The 20,697-nt window shown below is 77.8% G+C and carries 24 protein-coding genes; 14 read left to right on the forward strand and 10 right to left on the reverse strand.

The features are described 5' to 3' along the window. Positions 1-11: 11 nt before the first annotated feature. Positions 12-1,238 (forward strand): FUSC family protein, encoded by a 1,227-nt coding sequence (locus ACRYMN_RS16040; protein ID WP_432497140.1) that lies wholly within the window; start codon positions 12-14, stop codon positions 1,236-1,238. Positions 1,239-1,257: 19 nt separating this feature from the next. On the opposite strand, the gene ACRYMN_RS16045 is transcribed toward ACRYMN_RS16040, so the two are convergent. Continuing rightward, positions 1,258-2,355, reverse strand: coding sequence for a LacI family DNA-binding transcriptional regulator (locus ACRYMN_RS16045; protein ID WP_432497142.1), 1,098 nt, complete (start codon positions 2,353-2,355; stop codon positions 1,258-1,260). A gap of 154 nt (positions 2,356-2,509) precedes the next feature. Here ACRYMN_RS16045 and ACRYMN_RS16050 point away from each other — a divergent pair, with 154 nt between their 5' ends. Genes ACRYMN_RS16050 through ACRYMN_RS16060 form a run of 3 tightly spaced genes read left to right on the forward strand, consistent with a single transcriptional unit; the run spans position 2,510 to position 5,719 of the window. After that, on the forward strand, positions 2,510-3,808 hold the full coding sequence (locus ACRYMN_RS16050; RefSeq protein ID WP_432497144.1) for an extracellular solute-binding protein: 1,299 nt from the start codon (positions 2,510-2,512) through the stop codon (positions 3,806-3,808). A gap of 7 nt (positions 3,809-3,815) precedes the next feature. After that, positions 3,816-4,835, forward strand: a complete 1,020-nt coding sequence (locus ACRYMN_RS16055) for a carbohydrate ABC transporter permease (RefSeq protein ID WP_432497146.1) — start codon at positions 3,816-3,818, stop codon at positions 4,833-4,835. Continuing rightward, on the forward strand, positions 4,835-5,719 hold the full coding sequence (locus ACRYMN_RS16060; RefSeq protein WP_432497149.1) for a carbohydrate ABC transporter permease: 885 nt from the start codon (positions 4,835-4,837) through the stop codon (positions 5,717-5,719). The genes ACRYMN_RS16055 and ACRYMN_RS16060 overlap by 1 nt, the downstream gene beginning before the upstream one ends. A 68-nt stretch (positions 5,720-5,787) precedes the next feature. Here the strand turns inward: ACRYMN_RS16060 and ACRYMN_RS16065 are convergent, their stop codons facing one another. After that, a complete protein-coding gene (locus ACRYMN_RS16065) occupies positions 5,788-6,786 on the reverse strand; it encodes a P1 family peptidase (RefSeq protein WP_432497152.1) in 999 nt (332 codons plus the stop codon). Continuing rightward, positions 6,783-7,622, reverse strand: coding sequence for a helix-turn-helix transcriptional regulator (locus tag ACRYMN_RS16070; RefSeq protein ID WP_432497154.1), 840 nt, complete (start codon positions 7,620-7,622; stop codon positions 6,783-6,785). Before ACRYMN_RS16070 ends, ACRYMN_RS16065 begins: the two co-directional genes overlap by 4 nt. A 58-nt stretch (positions 7,623-7,680) precedes the next feature. Between ACRYMN_RS16070 and ACRYMN_RS16075 the strand changes: the two genes are divergently transcribed. Both ACRYMN_RS16075 and ACRYMN_RS16080 read left to right on the forward strand, forming a co-directional pair. Further along, positions 7,681-8,139 (forward strand): DUF2000 family protein, encoded by a 459-nt coding sequence (locus ACRYMN_RS16075; RefSeq protein WP_432497198.1) that lies wholly within the window; start codon positions 7,681-7,683, stop codon positions 8,137-8,139. A gap of 57 nt (positions 8,140-8,196) precedes the next feature. Continuing rightward, positions 8,197-9,450: a PP2C family protein-serine/threonine phosphatase gene (locus tag ACRYMN_RS16080; RefSeq protein WP_432497156.1), complete on the forward strand. Its 1,254-nt coding sequence runs from the start codon at positions 8,197-8,199 to the stop codon at positions 9,448-9,450. 95 nt (positions 9,451-9,545) lie between these two features. On the opposite strand, the gene ACRYMN_RS16085 is transcribed toward ACRYMN_RS16080, so the two are convergent. Both ACRYMN_RS16085 and ACRYMN_RS16090 read right to left on the reverse strand, forming a co-directional pair. Continuing rightward, positions 9,546-10,196 carry a hypothetical protein gene (locus ACRYMN_RS16085; RefSeq protein WP_432497159.1) on the reverse strand — a complete coding sequence of 217 codons (651 nt, stop codon included), beginning with the start codon at positions 10,194-10,196 and terminating at the stop codon, positions 9,546-9,548. Positions 10,197-10,295: 99 nt separating this feature from the next. Then, complete coding sequence (locus tag ACRYMN_RS16090) at positions 10,296-11,135, reverse strand: exodeoxyribonuclease III (protein WP_432497162.1); 840 nt, start codon at positions 11,133-11,135, stop codon at positions 10,296-10,298. 116 nt (positions 11,136-11,251) lie between these two features. Between ACRYMN_RS16090 and ACRYMN_RS16095 the strand changes: the two genes are divergently transcribed. Genes ACRYMN_RS16095 through ACRYMN_RS16105 form a run of 3 tightly spaced genes read left to right on the forward strand, consistent with a single transcriptional unit; the run spans position 11,252 to position 13,084 of the window. Beyond that, complete coding sequence (locus ACRYMN_RS16095; RefSeq protein ID WP_432497165.1) at positions 11,252-11,833, forward strand: orotate phosphoribosyltransferase; 582 nt, start codon at positions 11,252-11,254, stop codon at positions 11,831-11,833. 2 nt (positions 11,834-11,835) lie between these two features. Continuing rightward, complete coding sequence (locus ACRYMN_RS16100) at positions 11,836-12,198, forward strand: hypothetical protein (protein ID WP_432497167.1); 363 nt, start codon at positions 11,836-11,838, stop codon at positions 12,196-12,198. Between the two features lie 55 nt (positions 12,199-12,253). Next, positions 12,254-13,084: a putative RNA methyltransferase gene (locus ACRYMN_RS16105; RefSeq protein ID WP_432497201.1), complete on the forward strand. Its 831-nt coding sequence runs from the start codon at positions 12,254-12,256 to the stop codon at positions 13,082-13,084. Between the two features lie 79 nt (positions 13,085-13,163). Here the strand turns inward: ACRYMN_RS16105 and ACRYMN_RS16110 are convergent, their stop codons facing one another. The 5 genes from ACRYMN_RS16110 to ACRYMN_RS16130 form a co-directional block, all read right to left on the reverse strand. Then, positions 13,164-13,787, reverse strand: a complete 624-nt coding sequence (locus ACRYMN_RS16110; RefSeq protein ID WP_432497169.1) for a DedA family protein — start codon at positions 13,785-13,787, stop codon at positions 13,164-13,166. 36 nt (positions 13,788-13,823) lie between these two features. Beyond that, entirely contained in the window at positions 13,824-14,279 is a 456-nt protein-coding gene (locus ACRYMN_RS16115) for an acyl-CoA thioesterase (RefSeq protein WP_432497172.1), read from the reverse strand. Positions 14,280-14,301: 22 nt separating this feature from the next. Continuing rightward, complete coding sequence (locus ACRYMN_RS16120; RefSeq protein WP_432497174.1) at positions 14,302-15,051, reverse strand: DedA family protein; 750 nt, start codon at positions 15,049-15,051, stop codon at positions 14,302-14,304. 169 nt (positions 15,052-15,220) lie between these two features. Continuing rightward, complete coding sequence (locus ACRYMN_RS16125) at positions 15,221-16,339, reverse strand: Gfo/Idh/MocA family protein (RefSeq protein WP_432497177.1); 1,119 nt, start codon at positions 16,337-16,339, stop codon at positions 15,221-15,223. Continuing rightward, the gene (locus ACRYMN_RS16130) at positions 16,336-17,088 is read right to left on the reverse strand and encodes a sugar phosphate isomerase/epimerase family protein (protein WP_432497180.1); all 753 of its coding nucleotides are present in this window, start codon (positions 17,086-17,088) and stop codon (positions 16,336-16,338) included. The genes ACRYMN_RS16125 and ACRYMN_RS16130 overlap by 4 nt, the downstream gene beginning before the upstream one ends. A 184-nt stretch (positions 17,089-17,272) precedes the next feature. Here ACRYMN_RS16130 and ACRYMN_RS16135 point away from each other — a divergent pair, with 184 nt between their 5' ends. From ACRYMN_RS16135 to ACRYMN_RS16155, 5 genes are all read left to right on the forward strand, one after another. Then, a complete protein-coding gene (locus ACRYMN_RS16135; RefSeq protein ID WP_432497183.1) occupies positions 17,273-17,665 on the forward strand; it encodes an ankyrin repeat domain-containing protein in 393 nt (130 codons plus the stop codon). Positions 17,666-17,723: 58 nt separating this feature from the next. Continuing rightward, on the forward strand, positions 17,724-18,131 hold the full coding sequence (locus ACRYMN_RS16140; RefSeq protein WP_432497186.1) for a TOBE domain-containing protein: 408 nt from the start codon (positions 17,724-17,726) through the stop codon (positions 18,129-18,131). After that, on the forward strand, positions 18,128-18,895 hold the full coding sequence (gene modA, locus ACRYMN_RS16145; RefSeq protein ID WP_432497189.1) for a molybdate ABC transporter substrate-binding protein: 768 nt from the start codon (positions 18,128-18,130) through the stop codon (positions 18,893-18,895). Before ACRYMN_RS16140 ends, modA begins: the two co-directional genes overlap by 4 nt. After that, positions 18,892-19,731: an ABC transporter permease gene (locus tag ACRYMN_RS16150; protein ID WP_432497191.1), complete on the forward strand. Its 840-nt coding sequence runs from the start codon at positions 18,892-18,894 to the stop codon at positions 19,729-19,731. The genes modA and ACRYMN_RS16150 overlap by 4 nt, the downstream gene beginning before the upstream one ends. 4 nt (positions 19,732-19,735) lie before the next feature. After that, a partial coding sequence (locus tag ACRYMN_RS16155) for a sulfate/molybdate ABC transporter ATP-binding protein (protein ID WP_432497193.1) occupies positions 19,736-20,697 on the forward strand: 962 nt, incomplete at its 3' end.

Below are 20,697 nucleotides of genomic sequence, written 5' to 3' on the forward strand. Positions count from 1 at the left end.
CACTGGCCCGCGTGGCCGGGCCCGGGGGTTCGCGCCGGGCCCTGACCTCCACGGCCCGGCTGACCGTCGCCGCGGTCGCCTCCTACCTGCTCACGCTGGCGCTGACCAGCGGCCCGGTCGACCTCACCGGCGCGCTGACCGCGCTGCTCGTGCTGCAGGCGTCGGCGACCTCCAGCCTGCGCATGGGCGTCGTGCGCGTCGGGGCGGTGCTCACCGGCGTCCTCGTCGCGGTGGCCCTGTCGACCCTGGCGGGGCTGACCTGGTGGAGCCTGGCGCTGGCGGTGGGCGCCTCGCTGCTGCTGGCGCGCGTGCTGCGCCTGGGCGAGCAGGCGCTGGAGACGCCCATCAGCGCCATGCTCGTGCTCTCCGTGGGCGGGCAGGGCATCGCGGCCGAGACGCGGGTGGTCACCACGCTCATCGGCGCGGGCGTGGGCGTGGCCCTCAGCGTCCTGCTGCCCCCGCCGGTGCCCACCCGCACCGCCGTCGGCGAGGTGCGCGCGGTGGCGCAGGAGCAGGCCGAGTGCCTGCGGGACGCCGCCGGCTCCATGGCCGCGCGCCCCCTGACCCGGGCCGAGGTGGGCTCGTGGCTGGCGCGGGCGCGCGCCGTGGCCGACGTGGCCGAGCGCGCCTCGGCGGCCGTGGGGGAGGTGCGCGACCTGCGCCGGTTCAACCCCCGCGCGCTGGGCACCGCCGACGTCGCGCCCGGGCTGCGCTCGGGGCTGGAGGCGCTGGACAGCTCGCTGCTGGCGCTGCGCGGGCTGTTCGTCGCCGTGCGGCAGGAGGCGCCCGAGCGCGCGGAGCCGGACGACGACCACGGCCGCGAGGTGCGCGCCGCCCTGGCCGTCGTGCTCACCGAGGTCGCCGACTGCCTCGACGCCTTCGGGGCGCTGGTGGAGGCCGAGGCCGAGGGCGCCGAGGCGGAGGTGGAGCAGCGCCTGGCCCGCAGCCTGGAGGGGGCCGGGGAGGCGCGCGCGACCCTGACCGAGCTGCTGCTGGTGGACCCGCGCGAGCACACGTCCCTGTGGCTGCTGCGCGGGACGATCCTGCTGGCCGTCGAGCACGTGCTCACCCCGCTGGACCTGGAGACGCGCGCCCGCGAGCGCGCCGCCCGCGCGCGCGGGCGCGCACCGGTGCTGCGGGCGGCGGCCACCCCGCTGGTGCCCCTGGCGCGCCGGGTGCTGCCCGGCGGGTTCGCGCGCCGCCTCGCGCGCCGCCTCGCGCGCCGGTGGCGGGCCTGACGCCGGCGCGCCCGGCCCGCTAGCCGGCCCGCTCGCCGGCCCGCTCGCCGGCCCGCGCCGTGACGGGGCCCGGGGCGGGGCCCGTGCTGCCGCGCACCACCACGTGCGCCGGCAGGCGCACGTGCTGCTGGCCGCGCCGGCCCTCCAGCAGGTCCAGCAGCAGCCGCACCGCCTCGGCGCCCACCTCCTGCGGCCGGCGCACCACCGTGGTCAGCGCCGGGGTGCAACGCGCGGCGCCGGGGACGTCCTCGAAGCCGACGACCGACAGGTCCCCGGGCACGCGCAGGCCCAGCCCGCGGGCCGCCTCCACCACCCGCAGGGCCGCGGCGTCGTCCGCGGCGAAGACCGCGGTGGGCGGCTGCGGCAGCGCCAGCAGCGCCCGGGCGACCTCGCGCGCGCCCGGGGCGCGGTGCCCGCCGCGCACCAGGGCGGGGTCCAGGGGCACCCCGGCGGTGCGCAGCGCCTCGCGGTAGCCCAGCTCGCGCAGGTGGCTGTGCTCCAGGTCGGCGCGCCCGCGCACGTGGGCGATGCGCCGGTGGCCCAGGTCGAGCAGGTGCCGGGTGGCCGCGCACGCCCCGCCGACGTCGTCCGGGTCGACCGTCGCCGGCCACGACGGGCCCGAGCGCGGGTCGACCGCGACGACGGGCACCGCCGCGCCCGCCGCCGGTGCGGTGGGGGCCACGACGACCGCGCCGTCCACGAGCGTGCCCGCCAGGCGCGCCAGCGAGCGGTGCTCCCAGCCGGCGCGCTCGCCGCCGACCGCGCCGGCGTGGGCCAGCAGCTCGTACCCGCTGCCGCCCACGGCGCGCGAGGCGCCGCGCAGCACCTCCAGGGAGAACGGCTCGAACTCGGCGACGAGCACGGCGACCACCCCGGTGCGCCGCCGCGCCGGGCGGGGCGCCGGCGCGGGGTCGTAGCCCAGCTCGGCGGCCGCGGCCATGACGCGCCGGTGGGTGGCCGGGGCCACCCCGTCGCGCCGGTTGACCGCCTTGGACACCGTGGCGACCGACACGCCCGCCGCCCGGGCGACGTCGACGATCGTGACGCGCCCCTCGCGCCGCCCCGCCGCCGGGAGGCGCGCGGTGCGGTCCCGCGGGGGCGTGGCGCCGGTGCTCACACCCGGGAGGGTAGCGCCGGCTGCGCCGGACGGGGGGTAGGGTTGTATCGATCGAATAAAGGTTGCGGAACCGATTGACCCGGGACCGCTCGGCAGCCACAGTCCTCCCGACAGGTTGCTGTCCAGGTGTCGATGACGACAGAGGGAATCCACGATGACGAGGAACAGGCGGGCTGCGTCGGTGTTCGCCGCGCTCGGGGCGAGCATCTCGCTGCTGGTGGCCGGTTGCGGCGGCGGCGCGAGCGGCGAGTCCGGCGACGGCGACGTCACGCTGACCATGTGGCACAACTCCACCACCGGTGAGGGTGCCGCCTACTGGGAGAAGACGGCCGCCGACTTCGAGGCCGCCAACCCGGGCGTGCAGATCGAGATCCAGACCGTCCAGAACGAGGACATGGACGGCAAGCTGCAGACGGCGCTGAACTCCGGCGACGCCCCGGACATCTTCATGGCGCGCGGCGGCGGCAAGCTGGCCGACGTCGTCGAGGCCGGGCAGGTCATGGACCTCAGCGACTCCCTCGACCCGGCGGTGCGCTCGGCGCTGCCCGAGTCCGTGCTCGAGGCCTTCACGATCGACGGCAAGGTCTACGGCATGCCCACGGCCGTGCTGCCCGGCGGCATGTTCTACAGCAAGGACCTGCTCACCGCCGCGGGCGTCACCACGCCGCCGGCCACCCTGGCCGAGCTCGAGAGCGCGGTCGAGGCGGTCAAGGGCACCGGGGTGGCCCCCATCGCCCTCGGCGCCAAGGACGCCTGGCCCGCGGCGCACTGGTACTACTTCTTCGCGCTGCGCGAGTGCTCCCCGGAGACCATCGAACAGGCCGGCCAGGACCGCTCCTTCGACGACGAGTGCTGGACCGCGGCCGCCGAGGACCTCAAGGAGTTCGCCGACACCGAGCCGTTCAACGAGGGCTTCCTGACCACCCCGGCCCAGCAGGGCGCGGGCTCCTCCGCGGGCCTGGTGGCCAACCACCAGGCGGCCATGGAGCTCATGGGCGCCTGGAACCCCGGCGTCATCGCCGACCTCACCCCGGACAAGAAGCCGCTGGCCGACCTGAGCTGGTTCCCCTTCCCCGCGGTCGACGGCGGTCAGGGCGAGCCCGGCGCCATGATGGGCGGCGTCGACGGCTTCAGCTGCTGGGCCCAGGCGCCCAAGGAGGAGTGCACCGCCTTCCTGAACTTCTTCATGCAGAAGGAGTACCAGGAGGCCTACGCCACCGCCTACCACACGCTGCCCGCCAGCCAGGAGGCCCAGGGCGTCGTGACCGAGCCGGCGCTGCAGTCGATCCTGCAGGCCTACAACGAGGCCCCGTACGTCACGGTGTGGCTGGACACGCTGTTCGGGCAGAACGTCGGCAACGCGCTGAACTCCGGCGTCGTCGACATGCTCGCCGGCAAGGGCGACGCGGCCGGCGTCGTCAAGGCCGTGAACGACGCGGCCGCCAAGGGCTGACCCGACCATGACGCAACCCCTGAGCGAGAACCCGACGACCACGACGATCCCGCTCGGGGGTTCCCCGGCGCCCGGGGAGGGAGCCCGCACGGCACCCTCCCCGGCCGGCCGGGCCCGCCGGGGCGTCGACTGGCGCAAGCACCTGGAGATCGCGCTCCTGGCGGGACCCGCCGTCGTGATGTTCCTGGCCTTCGTCATCTTCCCCGTGGTGATGGCCGCGTACTACGGCTTCTTCCGGTGGAAGGGCTTCGGCCCGCCGACGGAGTTCGTCGGCCTGGACAACTACAAGATCATCCTGCAGGACAGCGCCTTCCACGAGGCGCTGACGCACAACGCGTTCATCGTGGTGGCCTCCCTGGTGCTGCAGGGACCCGCCGCCGTGGCCGTGGCGCTGCTGCTGAACCAGAAGATGCGCGGGCGCTCGCTGATCCGCGTGCTGATCTTCGTCCCCTACGTGGTGGCCGAGGTCATCGTCGGCACGGGCTGGAGCCTCATGCTCCAGACCACCGGCGCGGTCAACGACCTGCTCACCGAGGTGGGGCTGCCCGGCTGGACGGTCGACTGGCTCTCCGACCCGGACGTGGCCATCTGGTCGCTGGTGCTCATCATCACGTGGAAGTACATCGGCTTCGCCGTCATCCTCTTCCTCGCCGGCCTGCAGAGCATCCCCGAGGAGCTGTTCGAGGCGGCCGCCATCGACGGGGCGTCCTACTGGCAGATCCAGCGCGCCATCACGGTGCCGCTGCTCGGCCCGACGATCCGCATCTGGGCGTTCCTGTCGATCATCGGCTCGCTGCAGCTGTTCGACCTCGTGTACATCATCTGGGGGCAGTACGTCGCCTCCACGGCCGGCACCTCGACGATGGCGACCTACATGGTCGTCAGCGGGCGCAACGCCGGCAACTACGGCTACGGCAACGCCGTCGCCGTGGTGCTCTTCCTCATCTCGCTGGCCGTCGCGCTGATCTACCAGCGCTTCGTGCTGCCCCGCGACACCGAGGGCGCCCTGACCGGAAGGAGCAAGTGATGGCCGCCATCAGCACCGCCCCGCCGCCCACGACGGCGCCCGTCGCGCGCCGCCGCAGGTCGTCCGCCTCGGGTCGCGGGGGACCGCTGACCTACTTCGTGGCCGTCCTGCTGGTCAGCGTCTGCCTCGGGCCCGTCGTCTACATCATCCTGGGCGGGTTCCGCACCAACTCCCAGATCACCCTGGACCCCGCCGGCTTCCCCAGCCCGTGGGAGTTCGGCAACTACGCCGACGTCCTGGCCAGCGACGTGTTCTGGCGGCAGGTCCTGAACTCGACGATCTCGTCCCTGGCCACCACCGTCGGCGTGGTCGCGCTGGGCCTCATGGCCAGCTTCGTCCTGGCCCGCTACCGGTTCGCCGGGCGCGGCGCGCTGTACGCGCTGTTCGCCGCGGGCCTGATGTTCCCCATGACGGTGGCCATCACGCCGCTGTACATCCTCATCCGCGACCTGGGCCTGATGAACAGCCTGGCCGGCATCGTCCTGCCGCAGATCGCGTTCGCCCTGCCGGTGACCATCATCATCCTGGTGCCGTTCCTCAAGGCCATCCCGGACGAGCTGGAGGAGGCCGCGGCCATCGACGGGGCCAGCCGGCTGGGGTTCTTCTTCCGCATGGTGCTGCCGCTGTCGATCCCGGGCGTGGTCACCACCGGCATCCTGGCGTTCGTCAACAGCTGGAACAGCTACATGCTGCCGCTGTTCATCCTCAACGACGCCGCCAGCTTCACGCTGCCGCTGGGCGTGCAGGCGTTCGCCTCGCAGTACTCGGTGGACACCGCCCGCGTGCTGGCCTTCACGTCGCTGTCGATGATCCCGGCGCTGGTGTTCTTCTCCCTCTTCGAGCGCCGCATCGTCGGCGGCCTGACGGGGGCCGTGAAGGGCTGAGGCGCGCGCACCACCGCACCGGGGCCCCGCAGCAGCGCTGCGGGGCCCCGTCGCGTGCTGGCCCGGGTTCAGCCCGGCCAGCGCGGCAGCAGCACGCCGCCCACCTCGACCGGCTCCGCCGAGGCCACGCCGTCGAGCACGGCCAGGCGCACCGCCTCGGCCGCGGCCGCCTGCAGCCGCACTAGCCGCGCCACCCGCTCACCGCGCTCCCCGGGCCCGGTGGGCAGCGGCACCGCGCCCGTCGCCAGCGCGAAGACGGTGTCGCCGTCGGAGAGGGTGTGCACCGGCTCCAGCGCGCGGGCCAGGCCGTCGTGGGCGGCGGTGGCCGTGCGCGAGGTCTCCGCCGGGTCCAGCGCCGCGTCCGTGGCCACGCACGCCAGCGTGGTGTTCAGCGCCGGGCCCGGCGCGGCGCCCGGCGCGGTGCCCGGCGACGGGTCCGAGCCCAGCGGCGCGCCGGGCACCGCCCCGCCGCGCGCCGCGTCCGGCGCGATCGGCAGCCCGATCGCGTTGACCACCGCGATCGCGCCCACCACGGCGCCGTCCACGCGCAGCGAGGCGGTGCCCACGCCGCCCTTGAACCGGCGGCCGAGGACCGCGCCCGTGCCCGCCCCGACGCTGCCGCGCTGCACGTGCGCGCCCGCCGGCGAGGCCGCCGCGGCCGCCGCCTCGTACCCCATCGCCTCCGTGGGGTGGTGCGTGAAGACCCCGCCGCGGCCGAGGTCGAAGACCGCCGCCGCCGGCACGATCGGCACCACCTCGCCCGGGCCCGGGCCCACCCGGAAGCCGCGCCCGTCCTCGGCGCACCAGCGCTGCACGCCGTGGGCGCTGACCAGGCCGTAGGCGCTGCCGCCGGTGAGGACGACCGCGTCCGCGGTGGGCACCAGGGTGCGCGGGTCCAGCGCGTCCGTCTCGTGCGTGCCCGGCCCGCCGCCGCGCACGTCCACCCCGGCCACCGTCCCCGGCGGGGGCAGGAGCACCGTCACGCCCGTCAGCCACCCGCCGCCGCGGCGGGTGACCTGCCCCACCCGCACGCCCGGCACGTCGGTGATCGAGCCGGCCCCGCTCACGCCGCCCCCCGCGCGCCCCGCGCGCCGAAGCGGCCCGGGGTGGTGCCCAGCACCCGGCGGAAGTGCCGCGTCAAGTGCGGCTGGTCGTGGAAGCCGGCCAGCACCGCCGCCTCGGCCGGGCGGTGCCCGGCCAGCAGCAGCCGCCGCGCCAGGTCCACCCGCCGCGCCGCCAGGTAGGCGTGCGGCGGCATCCCCACGTGCCGGCCGAAGGCGCGCACCAGGTGCGCGGGGGAGGCGCCCAGCTGCGCCGACGCCTCCCGCAGGCCCACCCCGGCCACCACGTGCGCGTCCAGCAGCTCGCGCAGCCGCTCGGCCAGCGGCGCGTCGCGCGGCGCCGGAGCCGGCGCGCGCCCCGCCAGGCGCCGGTGCAGGCCCTGCACGAGCAGCGCCGCGCGCCCGGCCGCCTCCAGCTCCTCCCCGGGTCGCACCAGCGCCGCGTGCAGGGCGGCCACCGCCCGTCGCACGGCCGGGTCCGGCAGGACCGGCTCGTCGACCGCCGCGCCGGCCAGCTCCACCGGCAGCACCCCCGGCTCCAGGTACAGCACGCGCTTGCGGAAGCCGTCCACCGTGGCGGCCCGCCCGTCGTGCGGCACGTGCGGGGGCAGCACCGTCACCGCCGCGCTCGGCGCGCCGCGGTGCCGGCGGTCCAGGTCGTAGCGCACGGCGCCCTCGTCCACGAGCAGCACCGTCCAGGTGCCGTGCACGTGCATCGGGTACGCGTGCCGGGTGAAGCGGGCGTGCAGCACCTCCGCCACGCCCGGCACGTCCGGGCGCCAGCTGCGCGCGACGTCCTGCGCCACGTCCTGCGCCGCGTCCCCCGCCAGCTCGCCGGCCACGTCACGAACGTACAAGACCGGCGGCGGGCGCGACGGCGACGCTGGGCGGGTGGACGACCTGCTGACGACCCCCGACACCCCCGCCGAGCCCGGTGCGCCCGCCGCGGGCCGCACCGCCACCAAGACCGTCGTGCTGCTGCGCGAGGACCTGGCCGCCTGGCAGCGCCTGAACGTCACCGCCTTCCTCGCCGGCGGCGTCAGCGCCGCGCACCCGGAGCTGCTCGGCGAGCCCTACGCCGACGCCGACGGCACCGCCTACCTGCCGCTGCTGGGCCAGCCCGTCGTGGTGCTCGAGGGCGCCCTGGAGGTGCTGCGCGCCGCCCGCGAGCGCGCCGCGCGCCGCGAGCTGCCCACGGCGGTGTTCACCGCCGCCATGTTCACCACCGGCCACGACGCGGCCAACCGCGCCGTGGTCGCCGCCGTGCCCGGCGCCGAGCTCGACCTCGTCGGCATCGCCCTGCACGGCCCGCGCAGCGCCGTGGACAAGGTGGTCAAGGGCTCGCGCCGGCACCCGTGAGGGCGCTGCGGTGCACCGCGGTGCGCGGACCCCGCCCGCAGCGGTGACACTGGTGGGGTGCAGCACGCGCATCCGACCCCTCCCGCCGACCTCGACGACGGGGCGGAGCGCTTCGAGCACCTGCTCGCCCGTGCCGTGCGCCGGGCCGAGCAGGCCGTCTGCGTCGCCGATGTCACCCTGCCCGGCGAGCCGCTGGTGTGGGTCAACGACGCCTTCACCGTCACCACGGGGTACGCCGCGGAGGAGGCGGTGGGGCGCAACTGCCGCTTCCTGCAGGACGGGGTGGAGGAGGCCGGCCTGGACGCGCGCGGGCCGGCCGCGCAGGTGCGCGAGCTGATCCGCCACGGCCGCGGCGGCACCGTCGTCATCCCCAACCGCACCCGCGACGGGCGCGTCTTCCACAACGAGCTCTCGCTCTCACCGCTGGTGGAGCCCGACGGCGGGGTGCGCTACTACGTCGCCGTCCAGCGCGACGTCACCGACCGCGTCGAGGCGCGCGCCGCCCGCGACGCCGCGCAGCGGGCCCGGGACGCCGTGCGCGCCGAGACCGACGCGCTGGCCGACCAGATCCAGCGCACCCTCGTGCCCGCGCACCCGCCGCGGGTGCCCGGCTACGAGGTGGCGATGCGCTACCAGCCGGCCACCCGCGCCGACGGCAGCCGCGGCGAGGTCAGCGGCGACTTCTACGACCTGCTGAGCACCCGCGAGGGCGGCCTGCTCGCCGTCATCGGCGACGTCTCCGGCCGCGGCCCGCGCGCGGCGGCCACCACGACCGCGCTGCGCTGGGCCGCGCGCGGGCTCAGCCGCGCCACCGGCTCCCCGGCGGCGCTGCTCTCCGCGGTGGGCGACGCCGCCGCCGACGCCCTCGATGACCGCTTCGCCACGCTGGCCGCCGTGCGCCTGCCCGCCCGCCCCGACCCGGCCGCCCCGGCGGCCGGCGTGGTGGCGCTCGCCGGGCACCCGCAGCCGGTGCTGCTGCCGGCGGTGGGCGACCCGCGCGCGGTCGGGGTGCCCGGCACGCTCATCGGGCTCTTCGAGGGCGTGGAGACCACCGACGCGCCCGTCGAGCTGGGCCCGGGCGACTCGCTCGTGCTCTTCACCGACGGCGTCACCGAGGCCGCCGACCCCCACCGCCGCCTGCTCGACGACGCCGGGCTGCACGCCGCCCTGGACGCGGTGCGCGAGCGCACCGGGCCCGGCGCGCCCGACCGCGTCGCCGACGCGGTCGTGGCCGCGGTGGCCGCGCACGTGGCCGGCGGGCCCGTCGACGACCTCACGCTCGTGGTCGTGCACGCCACCGCCGCGGCCTGAGCGCCCCGCCGCGGGCGGGGTGCTCGGGCGGGGTGCTCGAGCGGGGCGGCGGGCGGGGTGCTCGGGCGGGGTGCTCGGGCGGGGCGGCGGGCGGGTCAGTCCAGCGCGGGCGCCGGCGCCGGGAGCACCGGCAGCACCGGCACGTCCGGCGCGTCGCGCACGTCGACCCGCGCGCACGTGCCGGCGCCCCCGCGCACGTCGACCCCCTCGCGCACGTCGACCCCCTCGCGCACGTCGACCGGGCGCGCCGGGCCGCGGCTGCGGCGCAGCGCCGCCAGCAGGGCCTCGGTGGCCTCCTCGTCGCCGGCGCAGCGGAAGAGCCCCGCCGTCCACACCCGGGTGGCCGCCTCCTGCTGGTCGTGCCAGGCCAGCTCCTCGCCCAGGGCCAGGTACGCCTCGGCGTCGGCGGGCCGGCAGGCCAGCACCTCCTCGACCAGGGCGAGGGCCTCGCGCAGGTGCCCGCACAGCAGCAGCGCCGAGACGACGTAGCAGCGGGTGTCGGGGGCCACGTGGTCGCCGGTGGCCAGCGCGCGCCGCGCCAGGCGCAGCGAGCGGCGCGCGTCGCCGGCGAAGGCGGCGTGCTCGCTGGCCGCGACCAGCAGGCGCGCCCTCGACACCGAGTCGCCCGGGACGGCCCGGCGCGCCCACGACTCCAGCAGCGACGCGACGGCCCGCTGGCCGGGGGCGTCGGTCGCCGCGCTCAGCTCGACGGCCTCCACGTCGGAGGCGCTCACAGGTGCTCGCACCCCTGCGAAGCTAGTGCGGCGCGCCCGCGCAGTCTCGCCCGCGAGCGCCGCCGCGGCGCGGTTCAACCGTTCGGCGCAGCGCCTCGCGGGGCGCGCCCCTCACGCCCCGCCGGGGACGGTGCCCGCGGGGGCGCCGGTGCCCGCGGGCTCGTCCAGCTCGACGACCACGGGCGCGTGGTCGGAGGCGCCCTTGCCCTTGCGCTCGGCGCGGTCGATCGTCGCCGCCGCGACCCGCGCGGCCAGCGCCGGGGAGCCGAGCACGAAGTCGATGCGCATGCCCTGCCGCTTGGGGAAGCGCAGCTGGGTGTAGTCCCAGTACGTGTAGGTGCCCGGGCCGGGGGCGTGCGGGCGCACCACGTCGGTGAAGCCGGCCGCCTCCAGCGCGCGGAACGCCGCCCGCTCCGGCTCGGAGACGTGGGTGGCGCCCTCGAAGACCGAGGGGTCCCACACGTCCTCGTCGAGGGGGGCGATGTTGAAGTCGCCCACCAGCGCCACCTGCGCGCGCGGGTCGCGCGCCAGCCAGCCGCGCCCGGCGCCCAGCAGCGACTCCAGCCACAGCAGCTTGTACGCGTAGTGCGGGTCGTCCAGGGCGCGGCCGTTGGGCACGTACAGGCTCCACACCCGCACCCCGCCGCAGGTGGCGCCGATCGCGCGCGCCTCGCGCACCGGCGGCGCGCCGAACCCCGGCACGTCGTCGGCGAACGCGGTGCTCACGTCCTGCAGGCCCACGCGCGAGAGCAGCGCCACGCCGTTCCACTGCGAGAGCCCGTGGTGCGCCACCTCGTAGCCGGCGTCGGCGAAGGCCTGCGCGGGGAACTGCTCGTCCTTGCACTTGGTCTCCTGCAGCGCCAGGACGTCGACGTCGCTGCGCTCGAGCCAGGCCAGCACCCGGTCCAGGCGGGCGCGGACGGAGTTCACGTTCCAGGTGGCCAGGCGCACGGCGGGGACGTTACCGCCGCACCGCCCGCCGCACCCGGGGACGGCGCGGGGGACGGCGCGGGGGACGGCGCGGGGGCGGCCGGGGGCCCGCCCGCCAGCGCCTAAGCTCGTGGCCCGTGAGCGCCCCCACCCCCACCCCCGAGCGCGAGCGGCTCGCCGCCCTCATCGCCGAGAAGGCCGTCGTGCACGGCCGCGTCACGCTCTCCAGCGGGGAGGAGGCCGACCACTACGTCGACCTGCGCCGGATCACCCTGGACGGCGAGGCGTCCGCGCTGCTCGGGCCGGTGCTCGTGGACCTCGTGGCCGACTGGGACTTCCAGGCCGTCGGCGGGCTGACGATGGGCGCCGACCCCGTGGCGCTGGCGATGGTGCACGCGGCGAACGCGCGCGGGTGGGCCCAGCGCCACGGCGCCGCGCTGGACGCCTTCGTGGTGCGCAAGTCCGCCAAGGCGCACGGGCTGCAGCGGCGCGTGGAGGGCCCCGACGTCGCCGGCCGGCGCGTGCTGGCCGTGGAGGACACCTCCACCACGGGCGGCTCGGTGCTCACCGCCGTGGAGGCGCTGCGCGAGGCCGGCGCGGAGGTGGTCGGCGTGGCCGTCGTCGTCGACCGCGCCACCGGCGCGCGCGAGCGCGTGGAGGCCCTCGGGCTGCCCTACCGGGCCGCCTTCGGCCTGGCCGACGTCGGCCTGGGCGGCTGAGCGTGGGCACCGCCGGCACCGTCGTCCTGCTCGTCGTCCTGCTCGTCGTGCTCGTCGCCGTCCTGTACGCGGCGGCCACGCGCGCCGCGCTGGTGCGCATGCGCGACCTGGCCGTGGAGGCCGGGGCGCTGGCCGAGCAGCGCCGCACCCGCCTGTCGGAGCTGAGCGTGCACGCCGACGGGCACCCCGACGAGCACACCGCGCGCGCCATCGCCGACGCCGAGCACCGCCTGGCCGGCGACCTCGCCTTCCACGGCGCGGCCGTGCGCGCCTACGACGAGCGGCTGGCCCGCGTGCCGGCCTCCTGGGTGGGGGCCCTGACGGGCCTGCACCCGATGGGCGCCGCCGCCGACCGCGAGCGCTGAGGGCCGCGCGCTGGACGCCGGGGCGCCCCGCGAGGTGCCGCCGCTGCCGCCCGCGCTGACGGCCGTGGTGCCGCGGCTGCGCTGCCCGGTGTGCGCGCGGCCGCTGGCGGTGGACGGGCGGCGGCTGACCTGCGCCGCCGGGCACGGCGTCGACGTCGCCCGCCAGGGCTACGTCAACCTCGCCGTGGGCGCCCGCGCGCGCTCGGGCGACACCGCCGGCATGGTCGCCGCCCGCGCGCGCTTCCTCGACGCCGGGCACTACGCGCCGGTGTCCGCGGCGCTGGCGCAGCTGGCCGCCGAGCTGGTGCCCGCGGCCCGCTTCGCCGTGGACGTCGGCGGCGGCACCGGTCACCACCTGGCCCGCGTGCTCGACGCGCTGCCCGCCGCGGACGGCGCGTGCCTGGACAGCTCCGCGCACGCGCTGCGCCGGGCGGCGCGCGCGCACCCGCGGTCCGCCGCCGTCGGCGCCGACGCCTGGCGCGCGCTGCCCCTGGCCGGCGGCTGCGCGGACCTGGTCACCACCGTCTTCGCCCCGCGCGCGGCCGCCGAGGTCGCCCGGGTGCTGCGCCCGGGCGGCACCTGGGTGGTGCTGACCCCGCGGCCCGACCACCTCGCGCAGGTGCGCGCGGCGCTGGGGATGCTCGGCGTGGACGGGCGCAAGGACGAGCGCCTGGCCGCGGACCTGGCCGCCCTGGCCCCGGCCGCGGTGCGCGAGCTGTCGGTGGTGCGCCCGCTCGGGCGCGCGGCGCTGCGCGACCTGGTGCTCATGGGCCCCAGCGCCCACCACGTGCGGGAGGCCGACCTCGACGAGCGCCTGGCGCGGCTGCCGGAGGTCGTCGACGTCACCGTCGCGGTGCGCCTGACGGCCGTGACCCGCCCCGCCTGACGCCCGAGCACCCGCCCGCCGGGCCCCGGGCGGGTCGCGGCGGGCGGGTCGCGGTGGGCGGGTCGCGGCGGGCGGGTCCTCAGCGCGCGCGGGCCGCCCGGCGGCGGCGCAGCGCCCCGACCACGGGGGCGACGACGGAGAGCACGACGGCGGTGCCGGCGATCGCGTAGGCCAGGTCGCGGATCCACGGCAGGTCCTCGGCGGCGTAGCCGGCCAGCACGAGCAGCGCCCCCCACGTCAGCGCGCCGACGACGTTGGCGGTGGCGAAGGCCGCGTAGGGCATGACGGCGGTGCCGGCGATGATCGGCGTGAAGGCGCGCAGCCAGGGGATGTAGCGGCAGCCGACCACGGCCCACCAGCCGTAGCGGGCGTAGAAGGCCTCCGCGCGCGGCAGGTGGTGCGCGGCCCGGCCGGCGCGCTTGAGCAGCCAGGGCCGGCCCAGGCGCCGCCCGGACCAGTACCCCACGGTGTCGCCGAGGACCGCCGCGAGCGTCACGCCCACCACGAGCACCCCCAGCGACAGCGGGCTGCCCTCGCGGCCGGCGATCAGGCCCGCGGAGAAGAGGACCGTGCTCCCGGGCAACCAGAAGCCGACGAGCGTGCCAGTCTCGGCGAAGACGATGCCGAAGACGAGCGCGTACACGCCCAGCGCGCCGAGGTGGTCCAGTTGCGGGTCGGCGAGCTGCGACAGCCAGTCGGACACCCCCCGATCCTCCCAGGCGCCCGCGAGCGCGCCTCCTCAGCCGGTGGCGGGCGGCGCGGGCGGCGGCTCGTCGGCCAGCGCGGCCAGGCGCTCGCGCTCGGCGGGGTCGAGCCGGCGGGGGCGGCCGGCGGCGAAGTCGTAGGACACGCACGTGGTGCTCGCGCGCACGTAGGTGCGCGGCTCGCCCACGGCGGGCGGGTCCGGCTCGAGGACCTCGCAGCGCACCCGGAAGCTGGCCCCGCCGACGTCCTCGACCCACAGGTCCACCGCGACGGGGGCGGTGCGGTAGTCCAGCGGCCGCAGGTAGTCGACCTCGTGGCGGGCCACGACGGTGCCGGTGGCCAGCAGCGTCGGGGAGCCCTCGGCGCCGCTGACCCCGAAGGCGCGCACGCGCGCCTCCTCCAGCAGCCGCAGGACCTCCACGTTGTTCACGTGGCGGTAGGCGTCCATGTCGCCCCACCGCAGGGACAGCAGCTGGCGCGAGCGCGGCACGGCGCCACCCTGCCAGGGCGGCTCAGCGGCTCCGGCGGGGGGCCTCGCGCGGGGCCTCGTCCACGCGCAGGACCTTCTGCTGCGGCAGGGCGGCGGCCGTGGCGCGGCGCTGCTTGCGGCGGGCGCTGAGGGCCTCCAGCGCGACCGGCAGCACGGAGATCGCCACGAGGAGCAGCAGGCCCAGCTCGATGTTCTCGCGGATCAGCGGAACGCCGCCGAGCAGGTAGCCCAGCAGCGTCACGCCGGTGCCCCACAGCACCGCGCCGATGCCGGAGAAGACCAGGAAGGTGCGCCGCGGCATGCGCCCGGCGCCGGCGGCGACGGTGATGAAGGTGCGCACCACGGGCACGAAGCGGGCCAGGACGATCGCGCGCGGGCCGTGGGTGGCGAAGAACTGCTGGGTGCGCTCGACGTGGGTGCGCTTGAAGACGCGCGAGCCGGGGCGGTCCAGGACCGCCGGGCCGGCCTTGCGGCCGATCTCGTAGCCGCACGCGTTGCCCAGGAACGCGGCGGCGGACAGGACCAGGCACACCGTCCACAGCGCGTGCGGCACGTGGCCGTCGTGGGTGAAGAGCCCCACGGTGAACAGCAGCGAGTCGCCGGGCAGGAAGAAGCCGATGAGCAGGCCGCACTCGGCGAAGACGATGGCCGCCGCCCCCCACAGCGCCGCGGCGCCGAGGGTGTCCAGCAGGGAGGTGGCCTCGAGCCAGTGCGGCAGCACCGCGGGGGCGGTGGCGGGCAGCGAGGCCGACAGCTCGGCGAGGAGGGGCACGTGGCCCAGGGTAGGCCGGGCCGCGGGGCTGCCGGCACCGTCCGGGCCCAGGATCAGCCGAGGGGCGGAGGCGCTCGCCCCCGGACGGCAGCACCCTGCGACCTCGGGGGGATGCGCGCGCGCCCGCGGCGCCCCCCGAGCGGGTCGGGGCGCCGCGGGCGCGGGCGGCTCAGACGGTGCGGGCCGTCGGGTCCCAGTCCGCCGGCAGCGGCTCGGCCGCCTCCACCGTGCTGGTGACCTCGACGAACTCGCGGCGCTGGATCGACTCGTCGATGGAGACGAGCACGTCCACGACGTGGTGGGCCAGCGCGCCCTGCACGCGGTGCGGGCGCCCGGCGCGGATCGCCCGGGCCATCTCCAGCACGCCCGTGCCGCGGGTGGAGGTGGCCTTCGTGGAGGCCAGCAGCTCCCACTCCTCCGAGCCGGTGCGCCGGATGCGCACGTCGCCGTCGAAGTTGTTCGGGTCGGGCACCTCCAGGGTGGCCTCCGTCCCGGTGATCTCCACGAAGCCGTGCCGCTGCAGCGGGGAGTCGAAGCTGAGGGTGCTCTGCGAGCTCTGCCCGCTCTCGAACTGCGCCAGCGCGCTGACGTGGGTGGGCACCGTGACGTCGAAGCTCTCGCCGGCCCTGGGCCCGGAGCCGATGACGCGGGAGGCGCGGGACTTCGAGCCCAGGGCGGCGACGGCGGCCACCGGCCCGAACGCCTGCACCAGGAGGGTGAAGTAGTACGGGCCGATGTCGAACAGCGGCCCGGCGCCGGTCTGGAAGAGGAACGCCGGGTTGGGGTGCCAGGACTCCGGGCCGGGGGACTGCATGAGGGTCAGCGCGCTCAGCGGGGTGCCGATGTCGCCGCGGTGGATGGCCGCCAGCGACGCCTGCAGGCCGGCGCCGAGGAAGGTGTCGGGCGCGCAGCCCAGCCGCACCCCGGCCTCCTCGGCCGCGGCGATCAGCTGCCGGCCGCCCTCGCGGTCCAGCGCGACGGGCTTCTCGCTCCACACGTGCTTGCCGGCGGCGATGGCCTGCAGCGAGACGTCCACGTGCGCCGAGGGGACCGTCAGGTTGATCACGACCTCGACGTCGTCGTTCTCCAGGACCGCGTCGATGCCGCCGTGGTGGGGCACGCCGTGCGCCTCGGCGCGCGCCCGGGCCGCCTCGGGGAAGAGGTCGCCGATGGCGTGCACGCGCACGTCGGGGAAGCTGGTGAGGTTCTCCAGGTAGGTGCCGGAGATGACGCCGGCGCCGATGACGCCGATGCCCACCGGGCCGGTGCGGGGCTCGGGCGCGCTCACGCCTGCACCCCCGCGCCGGTCAGGTACGCGTAGCCGCCGGCCACGGCGTCGAAGACGTCGCCGCTGGTGTCGTCGAGCTCGACGACGCCCAGGCGCACCGAGGAGGAGGCCGCGACGATGCCGGCGACGTCCAGGGAGCCGGCGCCCAGGGCGACCTGCTGCTTGGTGTCGCGGGTGCCGTCGCCGTCCTTCAGGTGCACGGCCTGCACGCGCTCGCCGAGGCGGCCGAGCAGCGCGACGGGGTCCTGCCCGCCGACGGCCACCCAGTAGGTGTCCACCTCCAGGGCGACGGCGTCGTCGAGGTGCTCGGCGAGCACCTCCAGGGCGGTGCGCCCGCCGATGAGGTTCTCCAGCTCGAACCAGTGGTTGTGGTAGCCGATGGTCACGCCCGCGTCGGCGGCGCGGCGCGCGGCGGCGTTGAGCTCGGCGGCCACCGCGGCGACGTCCTCGGCGGTGGTCCAGCGCGCGGGGTCGACGAACGGCTCCACCACGAGCGTGGTGCCCGTGGTGGCGGCCGCGGCGAGGACCTGCTCGACGTCCTGGCCGACGATGCCGGCGTGGGTGCTGGGGGCGCTCAGGCCGTGGGCGGCCAGCGCGGGGGCGAGCTTCGGCGCCCACTCGACCAGGCCGAAGGGCTCCACGTTGCGGAAGCCGATGCCCGCCAGGCGGGCCAGGGTGCCGTCGGTGTCGGCCGCGAGCGCGTCGCGGACCGTGTACAGCTGCACGGAGATCTTGTCGGTGTCGAGCACGTCGTCCTCTCGGGTCCTCGCGGGGCCCGGCTCGGCCGTCGGGCCCCGCGGGCGACGCTGCACCGAACCGGTTCAGCACACCGTAGGGGTCCGGGCGGCCCGCGCGCCAGCCCCCCGCGCCGCCCCTCGGCGCCCGTCCCCGCGCCGCTGCCGGGGCGCCGGCCGCGGCGGTTACCGTCGGGGCGTGACCGCGGACCTGACCGGCGACGAGCTGCGCTTCCTGCAGGAGACCTTCGAGCTGGCGCGCGAGGGCGGCACCGCCGCGCTGGCCGAGCGCCTCGACCTCGGCGTGCCGGTGGACCTGACGAACTCCTCGGGCGACACCCTGCTGCTGCTGGCGGCGTACCACCGCCACGAGGGCACGGTGCGGATGCTCCTCGACCGCGGCGCGGACCACTCCCGCGTCAACGACAAGGGCCAGACGGCGCTGGGCGCGGCCGTCTTCCGCCAGGACGAGCCCGTCGTGCGCGCGCTGCTGGCCGCCGGGGCCGACCCGGAGCTGGGCCGGCAGTCGGGGGTGGCCGTCGCGCAGGTCTTCGAGCTGCCGCACATGCTGGCGCTGCTGCGCGAGGGCTGACGCACCTGCGGCGCGCTGCCGCTGGCCGGACCGCACCTGCGGCGCCTAGCCTGCCGTGGTGCCGCACTACCGGATCCGCGAGGTCGCCGGGCTGCTCGGCGTCTCCGACGACACCGCGCGCCGCTGGGTCGACTCCGGCGCCCTGCCCGCCGAGCGCGACGGCGCCGGCCGCCTCGTCGTGGACGGCGCCGCGCTGGCCGCCTTCGCCGTCGGCCACGCCGGCGCCGCCGCACCCGACAGCACCGGCGTGGCGCGCTCGGCGCGCAACAGCTTCGCCGGCGTGGTCACCCGCGTGGTCGCCGACGGGGTGATGGCGCAGGTGGAGGTGCAGTCCGGCCCGCACCGCGTGGTGTCCCTGATGAGCCGCGAGGCCGCCGAGGAGCTGGGCCTGCAGCCGGGCAGCCGCGCCACCGCCGTCGTCAAGGCCACCGCCGTGGTCGTCGAGACGCCCGCCGGGCGCGCGTGAGGACCGCGCCGGCCGCCGCCGCGCTCGCGCTGCTGCTCGCGCTCGCCGGGTGCTCCGGCGCGGACGGCGCGGACGGCGCGCAGCGGCGCACCCTGACCGTCTTCGCCGCCGCCTCGCTGCAGGGGGTGTTCACCGACCTCGCCGCCGGCTTCGAGCGCGAGCACCCCGGCGTGGACGTCGCGCTCAGCTTCGCCGGCTCCTCGGACCTGGTCGCGCAGGTCGAGCAGGGCGCCCCGGCCGACGTCCTGGCCACCGCCGACGAGGCCACCGCCGCGCGCGCGGCCGGCGCCGGGCTGCTGGCCGGCGAGCCGGAGGTGTTCGCCACCAACGTCCTGGCGGTGGCCACCCCCGCGGGCAACCCCGCCGGCGTCACCTCCTTCGCCGACCTGGCCCGCCCGGGGCTGGCGGTGGTGGTGTGCGCCCCGCAGGTGCCCTGCGGGGCCGCCACCGAGCGCGTCGAGCGCTCCACCGGCGTGCAGCTCTCGCCCGTCAGCGAGGAGCCCTCGGTCACCGACGTGCTGGGCAAGGTCACCACCGGCGAGGCCGACGCGGGCGTCGTCTACGCCACCGACGTCGCCCGCGCCGGCGAGGCCGTCACCGGCGTGCCCCTGCCCGAGGCGGCCGGGGAGGTCAACGCCTACCCCGTCGCGGTCGTGCGCGGGGCCGTGCAGGCGGAGCTGGCCGGGCGGTTCGTCGACGCCGTCACCGGCCCGGCCGGGCGCTCGGCGCTGACCGCCGCCGGCTTCGGGGTGCCGGCCGGGTGAGCCGCTCCGCCCGCCGCGCAGCCCGCCGCTCCGCCCGCCGCGCCGGCGCCCCGGCGGGCGGCGCCCTGCCGGCGTGGGTGCTCGTGCCCGCCGCCGCCGGGCTGCTGCTCGTCCTGGTGCCGCTGGTCGCCGTCGTCGCCCGCGTGGACTGGTCGCGCTTCGGCGCGCTGGTCACCTCCCCCTCCTCCCTGGCGGCGCTGCGCCTGAGCCTGCTGACCGCCTCGGCGAGCACCGCGTGCTGCCTGCTGCTGGGCGTGCCGCTGGCGCTGGTGCTGGCGCGCGGGCGCTTCCGCGGCCTGCGCGTGCTGCGCTCGCTGGTGCTGCTGCCGCTGGTGCTGCCGCCCGTGGTCGGCGGCCTGGCCCTGCTCAGCGCGCTGGGCCGGCAGGGCCTGCTGGCCCCCGTGCTGGAGGTGCTCGGCGTGCGGGTGGCCTTCACCACCGCCGCCGTCGTGCTGGCCCAGGCGTTCGTGGCCATGCCGTTCCTCGTGCTGAGCACCGAGGGGGCGCTGCGCACCGCCGGGGAGCGCTACGAGCGCGTCGCGGCCACCCTGGGCGCCCGGCCCGGCCGGGTGCTGCTGCGCGTGACGCTGCCGCTGGTCGCCCCCGGCCTGGCCTCCGGCGCGGTGCTGGCCTTCGCCCGCTCCCTGGGCGAGTTCGGCGCCACCCTGACCTTCGCCGGCAGCCTGGAGGGCGTCACCCGCACCCTGCCGCTGGAGGTGTACCTGCGCCGCGAGAGCGACCCGGACGCCGCGGTGGCCCTGTCGCTGCTGCTCGTGGCCGTCAGCGTCGTGGTCGTCGTGGGCGTGCGCGGACGGCGCGGCGTGCAGGCGTGGTGAGCGCGTGAGCGCGGCGGGCGCGGCGGGCCTGCGCGTCGCGGTGCGGCACGCCCCGCGTGGCCTGGACGTCGCGCTGGACGTCCCGCCCGGGCAGGTGCTCGCCGTGCTGGGTCCCAACGGGGCGGGCAAGTCCACGCTGCTGGACCTGCTGGCCGGCCTGCTGCGCCCCACCGGCGGGTCCGTGGCTCTGGACGGGCGCGTGCTGGCCGCCGCCGGCCCGGGCCGGCCGGTCTTCGTGCCCGCCCACCGCCGCGGGGTGGCCCTGCTCGCGCAGGACCCGCTGCTCTTCCCGCACCTGAGCGCCGCCGCCAACGTCGCCTTCGGCCCGCGCAGCGCCGGCGCCGGGCGCCGCGAGGCGCGCGAGCGCGCCGCGCGCTGGCTCCGGGCCGTCGGCGCCGCGGACCTGGCCGAGCGCCGCCCGCGCCGGCTCTCCGGCGGGCAGGCCCAGCGCGTGGCGCTGGCGCGGGCGCTGGCCACCCGCCCGCGGCTGCTGCTGCTCGACGAGCCGCTGGCCGCCCTCGACGTCGCCGCCGCCCCGCAGGTGCGGCGGGTGCTGCGCGCGGTGCTGCGCGAGGGCGCGCACCCCGAGCGCCCCGGCGCGAGCGTGCTCGTCACCCACGACCTGCTCGACGTGCTCGCCCTGGCCGACCGGGTCGCCGTCCTGCACGAGGGCCGCCTCGCCGAGCACGGCACCGTGCACGAGGTGCTCACCGCGCCCCGCAGCGCGTTCGCGGCCCGCCTGGCCGACCTGGTCCTGCTGAGCGGGCGCGCCACCGCCGGCGGGCTGCGCACCGACGACGGCGCGACGCTCGCCGGCGTGCTCGACGACGGCCTGGCGCCGGGGGAGCCGGCCGTGGCGGTCCTGGACCCCGCGGACGTCGAGGTGCACCCGGCCGGGGGGGGGGGGGGGGGGGGGGGGGGGGGGGGGGGGGGGGGGGGGGGGGGGGGGGGGGGGGGGGGGGGGGG

Origin of the sequence: Kineococcus gypseus (assembly GCF_050871305.1) — a bacterium.
GTDB lineage: Bacteria > Actinomycetota > Actinomycetes > Actinomycetales > Kineococcaceae > Kineococcus > Kineococcus gypseus.

What these genes read in the sequence shown, in the direction of transcription:
- ACRYMN_RS16060 (WP_432497149.1), top strand. Translation starts at nt 4,835, where the DNA reads ATGGCCGCCATCAGCACCGCCCCGCCGCCCACGACGGCGCCCGTCGCG.
- ACRYMN_RS16050 (WP_432497144.1), top strand. Translation starts at nt 2,510, where the DNA reads ATGACGAGGAACAGGCGGGCTGCGTCGGTGTTCGCCGCGCTCGGGGCG.
- ACRYMN_RS16055 (WP_432497146.1), top strand. Translation starts at nt 3,816, where the DNA reads ATGACGCAACCCCTGAGCGAGAACCCGACGACCACGACGATCCCGCTC.